Annotated in this window: 14 protein-coding genes; 10 read left to right on the top strand and 4 right to left on the bottom strand. The window is 70.4% G+C overall.

The genetic code is table 11. The features are described 5' to 3' along the window. Window positions 1–86: 86 nt before the first annotated feature. From tsf to JS521_RS00680, 9 genes are all read left to right on the top strand, one after another. Window positions 87–923, top strand: a complete 837-nt coding sequence (tsf, locus tag JS521_RS00720; protein ID WP_205080765.1) for a translation elongation factor Ts — start codon at window positions 87–89, stop codon at window positions 921–923. Between the two features lie 161 nt (window positions 924–1,084). After that, window positions 1,085–1,861 carry a UMP kinase gene (gene pyrH / locus JS521_RS00715; RefSeq protein ID WP_205080764.1) on the top strand — a complete coding sequence of 259 codons (777 nt, stop codon included), beginning with the start codon at window positions 1,085–1,087 and terminating at the stop codon, window positions 1,859–1,861. Between the two features lie 123 nt (window positions 1,862–1,984). Beyond that, a complete protein-coding gene (frr, locus tag JS521_RS00710; RefSeq protein WP_018960718.1) occupies window positions 1,985–2,542 on the top strand; it encodes a ribosome recycling factor in 558 nt (185 codons plus the stop codon). Then, window positions 2,542–3,639 carry a phosphatidate cytidylyltransferase gene (locus JS521_RS00705; protein WP_205080763.1) on the top strand — a complete coding sequence of 366 codons (1,098 nt, stop codon included), beginning with the start codon at window positions 2,542–2,544 and terminating at the stop codon, window positions 3,637–3,639. The genes frr and JS521_RS00705 overlap by 1 nt, the downstream gene beginning before the upstream one ends. A 170-nt stretch (window positions 3,640–3,809) precedes the next feature. After that, window positions 3,810–4,916 carry a dual-specificity RNA methyltransferase RlmN gene (gene rlmN / locus JS521_RS00700; protein WP_205080762.1) on the top strand — a complete coding sequence of 369 codons (1,107 nt, stop codon included), beginning with the start codon at window positions 3,810–3,812 and terminating at the stop codon, window positions 4,914–4,916. Window positions 4,917–5,225: 309 nt separating this feature from the next. Beyond that, a complete protein-coding gene (locus JS521_RS00695; RefSeq protein ID WP_205080761.1) occupies window positions 5,226–6,323 on the top strand; it encodes a thiamine ABC transporter substrate-binding protein in 1,098 nt (365 codons plus the stop codon). Between the two features lie 98 nt (window positions 6,324–6,421). Continuing rightward, window positions 6,422–8,038: an ABC transporter permease gene (locus JS521_RS00690; RefSeq protein ID WP_205080828.1), complete on the top strand. Its 1,617-nt coding sequence runs from the start codon at window positions 6,422–6,424 to the stop codon at window positions 8,036–8,038. A 5-nt stretch (window positions 8,039–8,043) separates the two neighbouring features. Next, complete coding sequence (locus JS521_RS00685) at window positions 8,044–9,066, top strand: ABC transporter ATP-binding protein (RefSeq protein ID WP_205080760.1); 1,023 nt, start codon at window positions 8,044–8,046, stop codon at window positions 9,064–9,066. Window positions 9,067–9,225: 159 nt separating this feature from the next. Further along, complete coding sequence (locus JS521_RS00680; RefSeq protein ID WP_205080759.1) at window positions 9,226–9,681, top strand: SRPBCC family protein; 456 nt, start codon at window positions 9,226–9,228, stop codon at window positions 9,679–9,681. A gap of 15 nt (window positions 9,682–9,696) precedes the next feature. On the opposite strand, the gene JS521_RS00675 is transcribed toward JS521_RS00680, so the two are convergent. The 4 genes from JS521_RS00675 to JS521_RS00660 all read right to left on the bottom strand — a co-directional run bounded on the left by JS521_RS00675 (window position 9,697) and on the right by JS521_RS00660 (window position 13,645). Further along, entirely contained in the window at window positions 9,697–10,854 is a 1,158-nt protein-coding gene (locus JS521_RS00675) for a hypothetical protein (RefSeq protein ID WP_205080758.1), read from the bottom strand. After that, window positions 10,836–11,573, bottom strand: a complete 738-nt coding sequence (locus JS521_RS00670; protein ID WP_205080757.1) for an ABC transporter ATP-binding protein — start codon at window positions 11,571–11,573, stop codon at window positions 10,836–10,838. The genes JS521_RS00675 and JS521_RS00670 overlap by 19 nt, the downstream gene beginning before the upstream one ends. Window positions 11,574–11,789: 216 nt before the next feature. After that, on the bottom strand, window positions 11,790–13,169 hold the full coding sequence (locus JS521_RS00665; RefSeq protein ID WP_029182417.1) for an aspartate aminotransferase family protein: 1,380 nt from the start codon (window positions 13,167–13,169) through the stop codon (window positions 11,790–11,792). Beyond that, entirely contained in the window at window positions 13,154–13,645 is a 492-nt protein-coding gene (locus tag JS521_RS00660; RefSeq protein WP_012378816.1) for an Lrp/AsnC family transcriptional regulator, read from the bottom strand. Before JS521_RS00660 ends, JS521_RS00665 begins: the two co-directional genes overlap by 16 nt. 177 nt (window positions 13,646–13,822) lie before the next feature. On the opposite strand from JS521_RS00660, the gene JS521_RS00655 reads away from it, so the two are divergent. Continuing rightward, the gene (locus JS521_RS00655) at window positions 13,823–15,262 is read left to right on the top strand and encodes a gamma-aminobutyraldehyde dehydrogenase (protein WP_205080756.1); all 1,440 of its coding nucleotides are present in this window, start codon (window positions 13,823–13,825) and stop codon (window positions 15,260–15,262) included. Window positions 15,263–15,391: the final 129 nt, after the last annotated feature.

Below are 15,391 nucleotides of genomic sequence, written 5' to 3'. Positions count from 1 at the left end.
TGCTGACGGCGGGGGCCGACGCCACAAGCGTCGCCCCCGCCGTTCACCCGTAGATCTTTCAGACTTCGAGAGAGACATACAGACTCATGGCGAACTACACCGCCGCTGACGTCAAGAAGCTCCGCGAGCTCACCGGCGCCGGCATGATGGACTGCAAGAAGGCGCTCGACGAGGCCGACGGCAACGTCGACAAGGCCGTCGAGGCGCTCCGTATCAAGGGCCAGAAGGGCGTCGCCAAGCGCGAGGGCCGTTCCGCCGAGAACGGTGCCGTCGTCTCCCTCATCTCCGAGGACAAGACGTCCGGCGTTCTGCTGGAGCTGAAGTGCGAGACGGACTTCGTCGCCAAGGGTGACAAGTTCCAGACCGTCGCCAACACGCTCGCCGCGCACGTCGCCGCGACCTCCCCGGCCGACATCGCCGCGCTGCTCGCCTCCGAGATCGAGGCCGGCAAGACCGTTCAGGCGTACGTCGACGAGGCCAACGCCAACCTCGGCGAGAAGATCGTCCTGGACCGCTTCGCGCAGTTCACCGGCGACTACGTCTCCGTGTACATGCACCGCACCATGCCCGACCTGCCCCCGCAGATCGGTGTTCTGGTCGAGCTGGACAAGGCCGACGCCGAGCTGGCCAAGGGCATCGCGCAGCACATCGCCGCCTTCGCCCCGAAGTACCTGTCCCGCGAGGACGTCCCGGCCGAGGTCGTCGAGGCCGAGCGCCGCGTCGCCGAGGAGACCACCCGCGCCGAGGGCAAGCCCGAGGCCGCCCTCCCGAAGATCGTCGAGGGTCGGGTCAACGGGTTCTTCAAGGAGGCCACCCTCCTGGGCCAGCCGTACGCGCTGGACGCCAAGAAGTCCGTCCAGAAGGTCCTGGACGAGGCCGGTGTCACCCTGAAGCGCTTCTCGCGCATCAAGGTCGGCATCTGAGTCCGTCCGGGCGAACAGCGCCGGACCCGATAGGGTCTGGTGCAGTCGACGGCCGCACTCACGCCGGACGACCGCAGATCTGACGAGGAGGCCATTGCCGCTGTAGGGACACCAGACCCACCGGCAATGGCCTTCTTCGTATGTGCACGAGGAGAATTTCCATGGACAAGGGCGCGGACGCCATTCAGGCCGACGACAAGCGCGACGACGACAAGGGTTCCGGGCGCTTCATGCTGAAGCTCTCCGGTGAGGCATTCGCCGGCGGCGGCGGTCTCGGCGTCGACCCCGACGTCGTGCACACCATCGCCCGCGAGATCGCCGCCGTCGTCCGCGACGGCGCCCAGATCGCGGTGGTCATCGGAGGGGGCAACTTCTTCCGTGGTGCCGAGCTCCAGCAGCGCGGCATGGACCGGGCCCGGTCCGACTACATGGGCATGCTCGGCACCGTCATGAACTGCCTGGCGCTCCAGGACTTCCTGGAGAAGGAGGGCATCGACTCGCGCGTCCAGACCGCCATCACCATGGGCCAGGTCGCCGAGCCGTACATTCCGCTCCGAGCCGTACGACACCTGGAGAAGGGGCGCGTGGTCATCTTCGGCGCGGGCATGGGCATGCCGTACTTCTCCACCGACACCACCGCCGCGCAGCGCGCCCTGGAGATCGACGCCGAGGCGCTCCTGATGGGGAAGAACGGGGTGGACGGGGTCTACGACTCCGACCCGAAGACCAACCCCGACGCGGTGAAGTTCGACGCACTGGAGTACGGCGAGGTCATCGCCCGCAATCTGAAGATCGCGGATGCCACCGCCATCACGCTCTGCCGTGACAACCAGCTCCCGATCCTCGTCTTCGAGCTGACGACCGAGGGCAATATCGCTCGCGCGGTCAAGGGTGAGAAGATCGGCACGCTCGTGAGCGACGAGAGCACCCGGGCCTGACGGCCCCCCCAGGATGGACAACGGCCTGCCGGTCGGACACCGTGCAGGTGAGGACGCGACGCAGGACCCGCAGGGCGCGGCGATGACGACGCCGGGCCCACCCAAGACACGCAGGAGCACGTGGTGATCGAAGAAATCCTCCTCGAGGCCGAGGAGAAGATGGAGAAGGCCGTTGTCGTCGCGAAAGAGGACTTCGCCGCGATCCGTACCGGCCGTGCGCACCCGGCGATGTTCAACAAGATCGTCGCCGACTACTACGGCGCGCTGACCCCGATCAACCAGCTGGCCTCGTTCTCGGTGCCCGAGGCGCGGATGGCCGTCGTGACGCCGTTCGACAAGACCGCGCTGCGCAACATCGAGCAGGCGATCCGCGACTCCGACCTCGGCGTCAACCCGAGCAACGACGGCAACATCATCCGGGTGACGTTCCCCGAGCTCACCCAGGACCGCCGCAAGGAGTACATCAAGGTCGCCAAGACCAAGGCCGAGGACTCCAAGATCTCGATCCGCTCCATCCGCCGCAAGGCCAAGGAGACCCTCGACAAGCTCGTCAAGGACAAGGAGTCCGGCGAGGACGAGGTGCGCCGCGCCGAGAAGGAGCTCGACGACACCACCGCGAAGTACGTCGCGCAGGTGGACGAGCTGCTCAAGCACAAGGAAGCCGAGCTGCTCGAAGTCTGATGAACGACTCTTCCTGGGGCGCCCCGCAAGGAGCCGGTTACTGGGGCACGCCCGAGATGAGGGCTGCCCCGGCGGGTCCTGCCCACGATGTGCATGGCGCCCAGCAGACTCGGCCCATGCCCAACGTGCCGGACGTTCCCGACGCAGGTAGAGACGTAGGTAGAGAAACAGAGAGCCGCGACGACCGGGACAGGGATGCCGCGCACGTCAGCGGCCCCCTGTTCCGTGACGAGATGCCGCAGGAGCCCATGTCCACCCCGCTGCCGCCCCCGCCGCAGAAGAAGCGCGCGGGGCGTGATCTGCGCGCCGCCATAGGGGTCGGCGTGGGTCTCGGCGCCGTCATCGTCGCGTCCTTGTTCATCGTGAAGGCCGTCTTCATCGGCGTCATAGCGGTCGCCGTCGTCGTCGGTCTCTGGGAGCTCACCTCCCGCCTCCAGGAGCGCAAGGGCATCAAGGCGCCCCTGATCCCGCTGGCCGTCGGCGGAGCCGCGATGGTCATCGCCGGGTACGCCCGGGGCCCCGAGGGCGCCTGGATCGCCATGGCCCTCACCGCCCTCGCGGTGTTGGTCTGGCGGATGACCGAGCCGCCCGAGGGGTATCTCAAGGACGTCACCGCCGGGGTGTTCGCGGCGTTCTACGTCCCCTTCCTGGCCACCTTCGTCGCCCTGCTGCTGACGGCGGACGACGGAGCGTGGCGGGTCCTGACCTTCCTCGTCCTCACGGTGGTCAGCGACACCGGCGCGTACGCGGTCGGCTGGCGCTTCGGCACGCACAAGCTCGCCCCGCGCATCAGCCCCGGCAAGACCCGCGAGGGCCTGCTCGGCGCGGTCGCCTTCGCGATGGTCGCCGGCGCGCTCTGCATGGAGTTCCTGATCGACGGCGGCGCCTGGTGGCAGGGCCTGCTGCTCGGCCTCGCGGTCGCGGCCAGCGCCACCCTGGGCGACCTGGGCGAGTCCATGATCAAGCGGGACCTCGGGATCAAGGACATGGGCACCCTGCTCCCCGGCCACGGCGGCATCATGGACCGGCTGGACTCGCTCCTGCCGACCGCACCGGTGGTGTGGCTGCTGCTCGTGCTGTTCGTCGGCTCGAGCTGAGCGCCAGGCCCCCCGGGACCTCGTCCCTGCGCACCACGTCCCCTCCGGGACCTGGTCCCCGCGTGCCACGGCATCCAGGACCCTGCCCCACCTGCACGTTCTACGAGTGAGGGTCCGTCGTCCACAGGGCGGCGGGCCCTCACTCGTCTGTCTGCCACACTGGATGAACCATGCCTAAGCCCGGAGAACTCACTTTCGTCGCGCCCCGCGGAGCCAAGAAGCCCCCGCGGCACCTCGCCGACCTCACGCCCGCCGAGCGCAAGGAAGCGGTCGCCGCGACCGGTGAGAAGCCGTTCCGCGCCCAGCAGCTCTCGCAGCACTACTTCGCGCGGTACGCGCACGACCCGGCCGAGTGGACCAACATCCCGGCGGCGTCCCGGGAGAAGCTCGCCGAGGCGCTGTTCCCCGAGCTGATGTCCGTGATCCGGCACATCAGCTGCGACGACGACACCACCCGTAAGACCCTGTGGAAGCTCCACGACGGGACGCTCGTCGAGTCCGTCCTGATGCGCTATCCGGAGCGCGTCACGATGTGCATCTCCTCGCAGGCCGGCTGCGGGATGAACTGCCCGTTCTGCGCCACCGGGCAGGCCGGCCTCGACCGCAACCTGTCGACCGCCGAGATCGTGCACCAGATCGTCGACGGCATGCGCGCCCTGCGCGACGGCGAGGTGCCCGGTGGGCCCGCACGGCTGTCCAACATCGTCTTCATGGGCATGGGCGAGCCGCTCGCCAACTACAACCGCGTGGTCGGCGCCATCCGCCGCCTCACCGACCCCGAGCCGGACGGTCTCGGCCTCTCGCAGCGCGGGATCACCGTCTCCACCGTGGGCCTCGTCCCGGCCATGCTGCGCTTCGCCGACGAGGGCTTCAAGTGCCGCCTCGCCGTCTCGCTGCACGCCCCGGACGACGAGCTGCGCGACACCCTCGTCCCCGTCAACACCCGGTGGAACGTACGCGAGGTGCTGGACGCCGCCTGGGAGTACGCGGAGAAGTCCGGCCGCCGGATCTCCATCGAGTACGCCCTCATCCGGGACATCAACGACCAGGCCTGGCGCGGCGACCTGCTCGGCCGGCTGCTCAAGGGCAAGCGGGTGCACGTCAACCTGATCCCGCTGAACCCCACGCCGGGCTCCAAGTGGACCGCCTCGCGGCCCGAGGACGAGAAGGCGTTCGTCGAGGCCATCGCGGCCCACGGCGTGCCCGTCACCGTCCGGGACACCCGCGGTCAGGAGATCGACGGGGCCTGCGGGCAGCTGGCGGCCTCCGAGCGCTAGGAGGTTCCCGGGCGGGCGGCCTCCGAGCGCCAGGGCGACAGGACCCGGGACTCACAGGCCTCTCCGGGCGGCCGGAAACCGCCGGTGTAGCCTGGGCGCGAAATCAACTTCATATTCCGACAGGGGAGCGCCACAGCGCTGAGAGTGCGGCACCAAGGACAGGTTGGCCGCAGACCCTCTGAACCTCGCCCGGGTCATTCCGGGTAGGAAGTTCGGACCTTACTCAAGCTGTTGCGCCCTGCCCGCTTCCGGTTCACCGGACAGCGGGCGGGGCCGCGTCTCTTCCTGGTCACCTCCAGGAGGAATCACATGAACACCACCACGAAGTACGCGGCGACCGCGCTCGCCGCGGCGCTCGGCGTCACCGTGCTCGCCGGCTGCGGCAGCGACGACGGCTCCGCCGGCTCCGGCGCGTCCAAGGGCAGCGGCTCCAAGACCGTGACCCTGGTCAGCCACGACTCCTTCAACGTCTCGGACGACGTGCTGAAAGCGTTCACGAAGGAGACCGGCTACAAGGTCAAGACCCTCAAGAGCGGCGACGCCGGGGCCGCGCTCAACCAGGAGATCCTCACCAAGGGCTCCCCGCGCGGCGACGTCTTCTTCGGCGTCGACAACACCCTGCTCTCCCGCGCCCTCGACAACGGCCTCTTCACCGCGTACGAGGCCAAGGGCCTGGACCGCGTCGCGCCGGACACGCAGACGGACGAGAAGCACCGCGTCACGCCCGTCGACACCGGTGACATCTGCGTCAACTACGACAAGAAGTTCTTCGCCGACAAGAAGCTCGCCCCGCCGAAGACCTTCGCGGACCTGCTGAAGCCCGCGTACAAGAACCTCCTCGTCACGGAGAACGCGGGCAGTTCCTCGCCCGGTCTCGGCTTCCTCCTCGGCACCATCGCCGCCGAGGGCGAGGACGGCTACGAGGCGTACTGGAAGAAGCTCAAGGCCAACGGCGTCAAGGTCGTCGACGGCTGGGAGCAGGCGTACAACGAGGAGTTCTCCGGCTCCGCCGGCGGCAAGAAGGCCAAGGCCGACCGGCCGCTCGTCGTCTCCTACGCCTCCAGCCCGCCCGTCGAGGTGCTCTACGCCGACCCGCAGCCGAAGGAGGCCCCCACCGGGGTCGCCACCGGCACCTGCTTCCGGCAGACCGAGTACGCCGGGCTGCTGACCGGGGCGAAGAACGAGGCGGGCGGCAAGGCGCTGCTGGACTTCATGATCAGTAAGACGTTCCAGGAGGACATGCCGCTCAACATGTTCGTGAACCCGGTCGTGAAGGACGCCGAGCTGCCGGAGCTGTTCACGAAGCACGGCGAGAAGGTCGACACGCCTCCCACCGTCACGCCCGAGAAGATCGCCGCCAACCGTGAGCAGTGGATCCAGTCGTGGCAGTCGCTGGTCCTGAAGTAGAGCCGAAGAAGGAGGCCGCCCGGGCCGCAGGCAGCGGGGCCGGGCGGCGGTCCGGGCGGCGGTCCGGGCGGCGCGGAGCCGCGGTGCGGCTCGGCCTGATGGCCGTGCCCGTCGCGTTCTTCGCGCTGTTCTTCGCCTATCCCGTGACCGCGATCGTCGGCCGCGGGCTCAAGGCGGGCGGCGACTGGCAGTTCGGGCGGATCGGCGACGTACTGGCCCGCCCGGACATCCTCGACGTCCTCTGGTTCACCACCTGGCAGGCACTCGCCTCGACCGCGCTCACCCTGCTGATCGCCCTGCCCGGGGCGTACGTCTTCGCCCGCTTCGACTTCCCGGGCAAACAGGTGCTCCGGGCGGTCGTCACCGTGCCGTTCGTGCTGCCCACCGTCGTCGTCGGCACCGCGTTCCTGGCGCTGCTCGGGCGCGGCGGGCTCCTCGACGAGCTGTGGGGCGTCCGCCTCGACACCACCGTGTGGGCGATCCTGCTGGCCCACGTCTTCTTCAACTACGCCGTGGTCGTCCGGACGGTGGGCGGGCTCTGGTCCCAGCTCGACCTGCGCCAGGAGGAGGCCGCCCGAGTGCTGGGGGCCGGGCGGTTCGCCGCGTTCCGCCGGGTGACGCTGCCCGCGCTCGCCCCGGCCGTGGCCGCCGCCGCGCTGATGGTCTTCCTCTTCACGTTCACCTCCTTCGGCGTCGTACAGATCCTCGGCGGACCGGCGTACTCCACCCTGGAGGTGGAGGTCTACCGGCAGACCGCGCAACTGCTGGACCTGCCCACCGCCGCTGTCCTGACCCTCGTGCAGTTCGCCGCGGTCGGCGGAATCCTCGCCGTGCACGCCGCGACCGTACGCCGCCGGGAGCGGGCGCTGAAGCTGGTCGACCCGGCGCAGACCTCGCGGAGGCCGCGTGGCGCGGGTCAGTGGGCGTTGCTCGGTGGCGTTCTGCTCACCGCGCTGCTGCTGATCCTGTTGCCGCTCGGTGTGCTGGTGGAGCGTTCCCTCGACGGAGCCGGCGGCTACGGCTTCGGCTACTATGAGGCACTCCAGTCGGTCGGGGCGGGCGGCTCCTCCACCTTCCTGGTGCCCCCGCTGGAGGCCGTCGGCAACTCCCTGCGGTACGCGCTCGTCGCGACGCTCATCGCCCTCGTCATCGGCGGGCTCGCGGCGGCGGCCCTGACCCGGCGGGCCGGGCGGCTGGTCCGGGGCTTCGACGCGCTGCTGATGCTGCCGCTCGGCGTGTCCGCCGTGACCGTCGGCTTCGGCTTCCTGATCACCCTGGACAAGCCGCCGCTCGACCTGCGGACCTCCTGGATCCTGGTCCCGCTGGCCCAGGCGCTGGTCGGCGTCCCCTTCGTCGTACGGACCATGCTGCCCGTGCTGCGGGCCGTCGACGACCGGCTGCGGGAGGCCGCCGCCGTGCTCGGGGCATCCCCGCTGCGGGCCTGGCGGGAGGTCGATCTGCCGCTGGTGCGACGGGCGGTGCTGGTCGCGGCGGGCTTCGCCTTCGCCGTCTCCCTAGGGGAGTTCGGCGCGACGGTCTTCATCGCCCGGCCCGACAACCCGACTCTGCCGGTCGCCGTGGCCCGGCTGCTCGGCCGGTCCGGGGAGCTCAACTATGGGCAGGCGATGGCCCTGAGCACGATTCTGATGCTGGTGTGCGCGGTGTCGCTGCTGCTCCTGGAGCGCATCCGCACCGACCGATCCGGGGAGTTCTGAACGACATGCTGAGCTTGCAGGCCGCCACCGTACGGTTCGGGGAGCGGGCCGTGCTCGACGCGGTCGACCTGGAGGTCGCCGACCACCGGATCGTCTGCGTCCTCGGGCCCAGTGGCAGCGGGAAGTCCACCCTGCTGCGGGCCGTCGCCGGGCTCCAGCCCATGGACGGCGGCCGGGTCCTGCTGGCCGGGCAGGACCAGGCGGGCGTCCCGGTGCACCGGCGCGGGCTCGGCCTGATGTTCCAGGACCACCAGCTCTTCCCGCACCGGGACGTCGGCTCCAACGTCGCCTTCGGGCTGCGGATGCACGGCACCGGACGGGCCGAGACGAGCGACCGGGTCCGTGAACTGCTGGAGCTGGTCGGTCTGCCGGGCGCGGAACGCCGGGCTGTCGCCGCCCTGTCCGGCGGGGAACAGCAGCGCGTCGCCCTCGCCCGCGCCCTCGCCCCGCGCCCCAAGCTGCTGATGCTGGACGAGCCGCTGGGCCAGCTCGACCGGAGCCTGCGCGAACGGCTCGTCGTGGAACTCCGCACGCTGTTCCGGGAGTTGGGGACGACCGTGCTGGCCGTGACGCACGACCAGGGCGAGGCGTTCGCGCTCGCCGACCGGGTCGTCGTGATGCGGGACGGCCGGATCGCGCAGGAGGGCAGCCCGCTGGACGTCTGGCAGCGCCCCGCCTCTGCGTTCGTCGCCCGCTTCCTCGGCTTCGACAACGTCACCGCGGCCACGGTCACCGGACAGGCCGCCGCCACCGCCTGGGGCAAGGTCCCGGTGCCCGAGGGCTCCCCGCAGGGCGAGGCCGATCTGCTGGTCCGGCCCGCCGGGGTCCGGATCGGCGCCCCCGAGGACGGCCTGCGCTGCACGGTCGGCGTCCGCACCTTCCGGGGGAACCACGTGACCGTACGGCTGCTGCCCGAGAACGCGCCGGTGCTGGAGGCCGAATGCGCCCTGCGGGACACCCCGGACGAGGGCGCGGTCGTGGGTGTCCGCTTCGACGCGGCGGAGACGGTGGTGCTGGCGGGCGGATGAAGCCTCGCGGCCCGGCTGAATGCGACAGGCGGGCGGATCAGGCCTGCCGGCCCGGCTGAGCGCGACAAGCGGCCGCCGGGCCGGGCAAGCTGGAGGTGGACACCTGCCGGACGTGACCCCGCCCGGCAGGGAAGGCCGACTCCGACAAGGACCGTGATCATGACCGGTGGCACCCGCGAGGGCATCGACCTCACCCGCGTCCTCGACGCCCCGCAGCAGCGGGTCTTCGCCGCCTGGACGTCACCGGAGGACTTCGCCGCCTGGTACGGGGGCGAGGCCGACGTCCCCCTGGACCGGGTGGCGATGGACGTACGGCCCGGGGGCTCGTGGCGCCTGGTCATCGTGATGCCGGGCGTCGAGATGCCTTTCCACGGGGTCTACCGCGAGGTCAGCGAACCCGACGGGCTCGTCTTCACGCTGAAGGACGGCTCCGCGCCCGAGGACGCCGAGGGCGAGATGGTGACCGTCACCTTCAGCGACCTCGGGGGCGGCCGGACCGAACTGGCCTTCCAGCAGCGCGGCGGGAACCTCACCCCCGAGCAGTACGCGGCGGCCGAGGACGGTTGGGAGGCCTTCTTCGACGCGCTCGCGGACCGCCTCGCCAGCCACCCCTGACCGGCACGACACCCCTTACGCCAGCGGAAGCGCCGCGAGCTGCGCGATCACCCAGGTCAGCGGGGCGAACAGGGCCAGCAGCGCGCCTGCCCGCAGCAGCGTCGCCCGGCGCAGCGTGGCCGCCGGAGCGCCCATCCGCAGCAGCGCTTCCGCAGTGTGGGCGCGGGCGTGCTTGGCCTCCAGCGCCGAGGTCAGCAGCGTCGCCGTCGTACAGCCGAGGACCAGGACCGCGCCGAGTGCGGTGAGCGGACCGTACGGGCGCTCGTCGCCCCCGTACAGCGCCGAAGCGGCGATCCCCGCGGACAGCACGGCGCAGACGATTCCGAGCGGGCGGCCGATCCGCTGCGCCTCGTCCATCAGGACCCGGCCCGCCAGCAGCCGTACGGCCCCGGGGCGTACCGCTTGCAACACCCGCCCGCAGAGGTAGGTCAGGCTCGGCCCGGCCAGTGCCAGGCCGACCGCGGTCAGCGTCCACCCGACCAGCACCGCCACCGGGGTGGAGTCGTACCGTCCGGGCAGCGGGAAGGCGTTCCCCGCCGCACCCCGTGAGGCGATCGCCTCGACCGCGAGTCCGGCCGCCGTCAGCGCCACGCCCCAGGGGAGCCCGGCCGGGGCCGGTGCGGGCTCCGGCAGCTCCTCGGAGCCGAAGGTGTCCCGCGCCGGGTCGGGCCGGGACCGCAGGGCCAGGGCGCTCGCCGTCGACGCGGCCACCGGCACGAGCGCCAGCAGCATCAGGGCGGCGGCCAGCGGCAGCGGAGTGCCCGCGCCGAGGAACTCCGCCGCGCCCCCGTCGAACGGCATCCCGGTCAGATCGCCGCGCAGATGCAGGAAGAAGAGCAGCGCCACCATGGAGCCGAGCGTGGTGGAGACGGCCGTGGAGACCGCGGCCAGCGCGGAGAGCCGGACCGGGCCGAGGCCCAGCGAGGAGAGGCCCGGCCGGGGCCGGGTGCTCGGGTCGGTCCGGGCCACCGCCACGGCGAACTGCACGGTGGCGGCCAGCGGGACGAAGCACCACAGCAGCCGCAGCACCGAACCGGCGGACGCGGGATGCGCGGCGGCGTACCCGAGGGAGCAGAGGAGGAGGAACCCGACGCCGGCCGACGCGGCGGCCACCAGCAGCCGCCGGACCAGGACGAGGGGATGGGAACCGCGGGCTAGACGGAGAGCGAGCACGCCGCGCGGCCCTCCGCTTCCGGTTTCGAAGGCAGGGTGACGGTGGCGACGCAGCGGCCGTCCAGCATGGGCACGGTCCGGTCGGCGAGCGCCGCGACCTCCGCGTCATGGGTGGCCAGCACGACGGTGATGCCGTGCGAGCGGGCCGCCGTGGTGAAGGTGCGCAGCACCTGGGCGCGGTCCGCGCGGTGCAGGGTCGCGGTGGGCTCGTCCGCGAAGATCACGGTCGGCGCGCCGCACAGGGCGCGGGCCACGGAGATCCGCTGGCGCTGCGCCTGGAGCAGGGCGTGCGGCCGCTTCTTGGCGAAGGCGGCGATGTCCAGGCGCTCCAGCCACTCGGTGGCGGCCTTCCGGGCGGCCCGGTGCGAGACGCCGCGCAGCAGCAGGGGCAGCGCGGCGTTCTCCCAGACGGTCAGCTCCGGGACCAGCTCCGGGTCGGCGGCGATCCAGCCGAAGCGCTCCCGGCGCAGCTGTTCGCGGACCCGGGGGGCCATGGTGTGGACGGGGACGCTGTTGAACCAGACCTCGCCCTCCTGGGGCACGAGCCGGCCCGAGAGGCAGTGCAGCAGCGTCGTCTTCCCGCTGCCGCGCGGGCCGGTCACGGCGAGGATCTCGGCGTCCCGGACGCCGAGGGAGACACCGCCGAGACCGGGCGATCCGTTGTGGGAGTGGTGCAGGGAACGCGCCCAGATCACGTCGTTGTCCGGCGGGGCCACCATGGCGTACACCTCGGTTCAGGTCAGATTTCCCGTTCCCCCGTACGGGGGAACGAAGACGCGGCCGATCGGTCACTGGGCACCGTAGATAGTCGGACCGGTCCGGGAGCACGGAACGGGGGGGGGATACGCCCCTTCTCACTCGAAGGGGCGTATCCGGGCCGCGTGGACCGATGAAATGACCGCTGGGCGGCTATCGGCCGGGGGGCCTGGTGGCGGTCAGAGCTTCGTCCACGCCTCCGTGAGGACGGCCCGCAGGATGCCCTCGATCTCGTCGAACGTGGACTGGTCGGAGATCAGCGGCGGGGCGAGCTGGATGACCGGGTCGCCTCGGTCGTCGGCCCGGCAGTAGAGGCCGTTCTCGAACAGCGCCTTGGAGAGGAAGCCGTACAGGACGCGCTCGGTCTCCTCGTCGGTGAACGTCTCCTTGGTCGCCTTGTCCTTCACCAGCTCGATGCCGTAGAAGTACCCGTTGCCGCGGACGTCGCCGACGATCGGCAGGTCGTGCAGCTTCTGGAGCGTGGTCAGGAAGGCGTTCTCGTTGTCGAGGACGTGCTGGGTGAGGTTCTCGCGCTCGAAGATGTCGAGGTTGGCGAGGCCCACCGCGGCGGAGACCGGGTGGCCGCCGAAGGTGTAGCCGTGCAGGAAGGTGTTGCCGCCCTCGTAGAACGGCTCCGCGATCTTGTCCGAGACGATGCAGGCGCCGATCGGGGAGTAGCCCGAGGTCATGCCCTTCGCGCAGGTGATCATGTCCGGTACGTAGCCGAACTTGTCGCAGGCGAAGATCGTGCCGAGCCGGCCGAAGGCGCAGATGACCTCGTCGGAGACGAGCAGCACGTCGTACTTGTCGCAGATCTCGCGGACCCGCTGGAAGTAGCCGGGCGGCGGCGGGAAGCAGCCGCCCGCGTTCTGCACGGGCTCCAGGAAGACGGCCGCGACGGTCTCGGGGCCCTCGAAGAGGATCTCCTGCTCGATCTGGTCGGCGGCCCAGCGGCCGAAGGCCTCCGGGTCGTCGCCGAAGAGCGGGGCGCGGTAGATGTTGGTGTTCGGCACCTTGTGCGCGCCGGGGACCAGCGGCTCGAAGGGGGCCTTGAGCGCAGGCAGGCCGGTGATGGACAGCGCGCCCTGCGGGGTGCCGTGGTAGGCGACGGCCCGCGAGATGACCTTGTACTTGGTCGGCTGGCCCTTGAGCTTGAAGTACTGCTTGGCCAGCTTCCAGGCGGTCTCGACGGCCTCGCCGCCACCGGTGGTGAAGAAGACCTTGTTGAGGTCGCCCGGGGCGTAGTCGGCGAGCCGCTCGGCCAGCTCGACGGCCTTCGGGTGGGCGTAGGACCACACCGGGAAGAAGGCGAGCTCCTGGCCCTGCTTGTACGCCGTCTCGGCGAGCTCGTGACGACCGTGACCGGCGTTGACCACGAACAGGCCGGAGAGGCCGTCCAGGTAGCGCTTGCCCTTGTCGTCGAAGATGTACGTTCCCTCGCCACGCACGATGGTGGGAACGGGCGCGTTCTCGTAGTCCGACATGCGGGTGAAGTGCATCCACAGGTGGTCGTACGCGGTTCGGCTGAGGTCCTTGCTCACGGCTATCGGGTTCCCCACATATAGGTCTGCTTCTTGAGCTTGAGGTAAACAAAGCTCTCGGTGGAGCGCACGCCGGGAAGGGTCCGGATGCGTTTGTTGATCGTCTCCAGCAGGTGGTCGTCGTCCTCGCAGACGATCTCCACCATCAGGTCGAAGGAGCCCGCGGTCATGACCACGTACTCGCACTCGGCCATGGCCGACAGGGCTTCGGCCACCGGGTCGAGGTCGCCCTCGACGTTGATGCCGACCATCGCCTGGCGCCGGAATCCCACGGTGAGCGGGTCCGTGACGGCGACGATCTGCATCACGCCCTGGTCGAGCAGCTTCTGGACGCGCTGGCGCACAGCCGCTTCGGAGAGGCCGACGGCCTTGCCGATCGCGGCGTACGGACGCCGTCCGTCCTCCTGGAGCTGCTCGATGATTGCGAGGGAGACGGCATCGACCGCTGGCGGTGATCCGTTCCCTGTCCTGGAGTCTGCGCTGCGACTGGCCACAGACCCACCATGCACCGCTCCTCGTCTGTCTCGCAACCCCGGATCGATGAAATTCGTTGAGTGAGTGCCTGGATGCGACTGAATCCGAAGTTGGGGGCGGTTGGGTATGTCGAAAGCGTCGCCCAAGCGATTAGGGTGGATGTCTCACCCATCGGACAGCCGACAGGAGGGGTGGTTGTGACCACCGAGGTGCGCCGTCTGCGCAACTACATCAACGGAGAGTTCCGGGACGCCGCGGACGGGCGGACCATCGATGTGGTCAGCCCGGTGACGGAAGAGGTCTACGCAACCTCGCCGCTCTCCGGCCAGGCCGACGTCGATGCCGCCATGGAGGCCGCAGCGGCGGCCTTCCCCGCCTGGCGCGACACCACGCCCGCCGAGCGCCAGAAGGCTCTGCTCAAGATCGCGGACGCCTTCGAGGAGCGGGCCGAGGACCTGATCGCCGCCGAGTCGGAGAACACCGGCAAGCCGCTGGGCCTCACCCGCAGCGAAGAGATCCCGCCCATGGTGGACCAGATCCGCTTCTTCGCGGGCGCCGCCCGGCTGCTGGAAGGCCGCTCGGCCGGCGAGTACATGGAGGGCCTGACCTCCATCATCCGCCGTGAGCCGGTCGGCGTCTGCGCCCAGGTCGCGCCGTGGAACTACCCGATGATGATGGCCGTATGGAAGTTCGCCCCGGCGCTCGCCGCGGGCAACACGGTCGTCATCAAGCCGTCCGACACCACCCCGGCTTCGACGGTCCTCATGGCCGAGATCATCGGGCAGATCCTGCCCAAGGGCGTCTTCAACGTCCTGTGCGGGGACCGGGACACCGGCCGCGCCATGGTCGAGCACCCGACCCCGGCGATGGCCTCCATCACCGGTTCGGTACGGGCCGGCATGCAGGTCGCCGAGTCCGCCGCCAAGGACGTCAAGCGCGTCCACCTGGAGCTCGGCGGCAAGGCGCCCGTCGTGGTCTTCGGGGACGCCGACATCGCCAAGACGGTCTCGGGCGTCTCCGAGGCGGGCTTCTTCAACGCGGGCCAGGACTGTACGGCAGCGACCCGCGTCCTGGTCCACGAGTCGATCCACGACGAGTTCGTCACCGCGCTCGCCAAGGCCGCCGCCGACACGAAGACCGGGCAGCCGGACGACGAGGACGTGGCGTACGGCCCGCTCAACAACGCCAACCAGCTGAAGCAGGTCACCGGCTTCATCGAGAGGCTCCCCGCCCACGCCAAGGTCGAGGCGGGCGGCCACCGGGTCGGCGACAAGGGCTACTTCTACGCCCCGACCGTCGTCTCCGGCCTGAAGCAGGACGACGAGATCATCCAGAACGAGGTCTTCGGCCCCGTCATCACGGTCCAGTCCTTCAGCGACGAGGACCAGGCCGTCTCGTACGCCAACGGCGTCGAGTACGCGCTCGCCTCCTCGGTCTGGACGCAGAACCACGCCCGCGCCATGCGCATGTCCAAGAACCTCGACTTCGGCTGCGTGTGGATCAACACCCACATCCCGCTGGTCGCCGAGATGCCGCACGGCGGGTTCAAGAAGTCCGGCTACGGCAAGGACCTCTCCGCGTACGGCTTCGAGGACTACACCCGCATCAAGCACGTCATGACGTCCATCGAGGACTGATCCTCGGACCGTCGTCGCGGTCGTACGGCCCCGGGCTCCGGCCCGGGGCCGTACGCGTCTCTGTGTGTTTCCGTGTCTGTGTGTTTGCGTGTCTGGACAACGTGTGCGGGGCGGGGCCGCCCCGCTGGA

It is taken from the genome of Streptomyces durocortorensis, from assembly GCF_016901035.1.
Taxonomy (GTDB): Bacteria; Actinomycetota; Actinomycetes; order Streptomycetales; family Streptomycetaceae; genus Streptomyces; species Streptomyces durocortorensis.
Note: the sequence above shows the minus strand (reverse complement) of the source record. Positions and strands in the feature narration are given on the sequence as shown.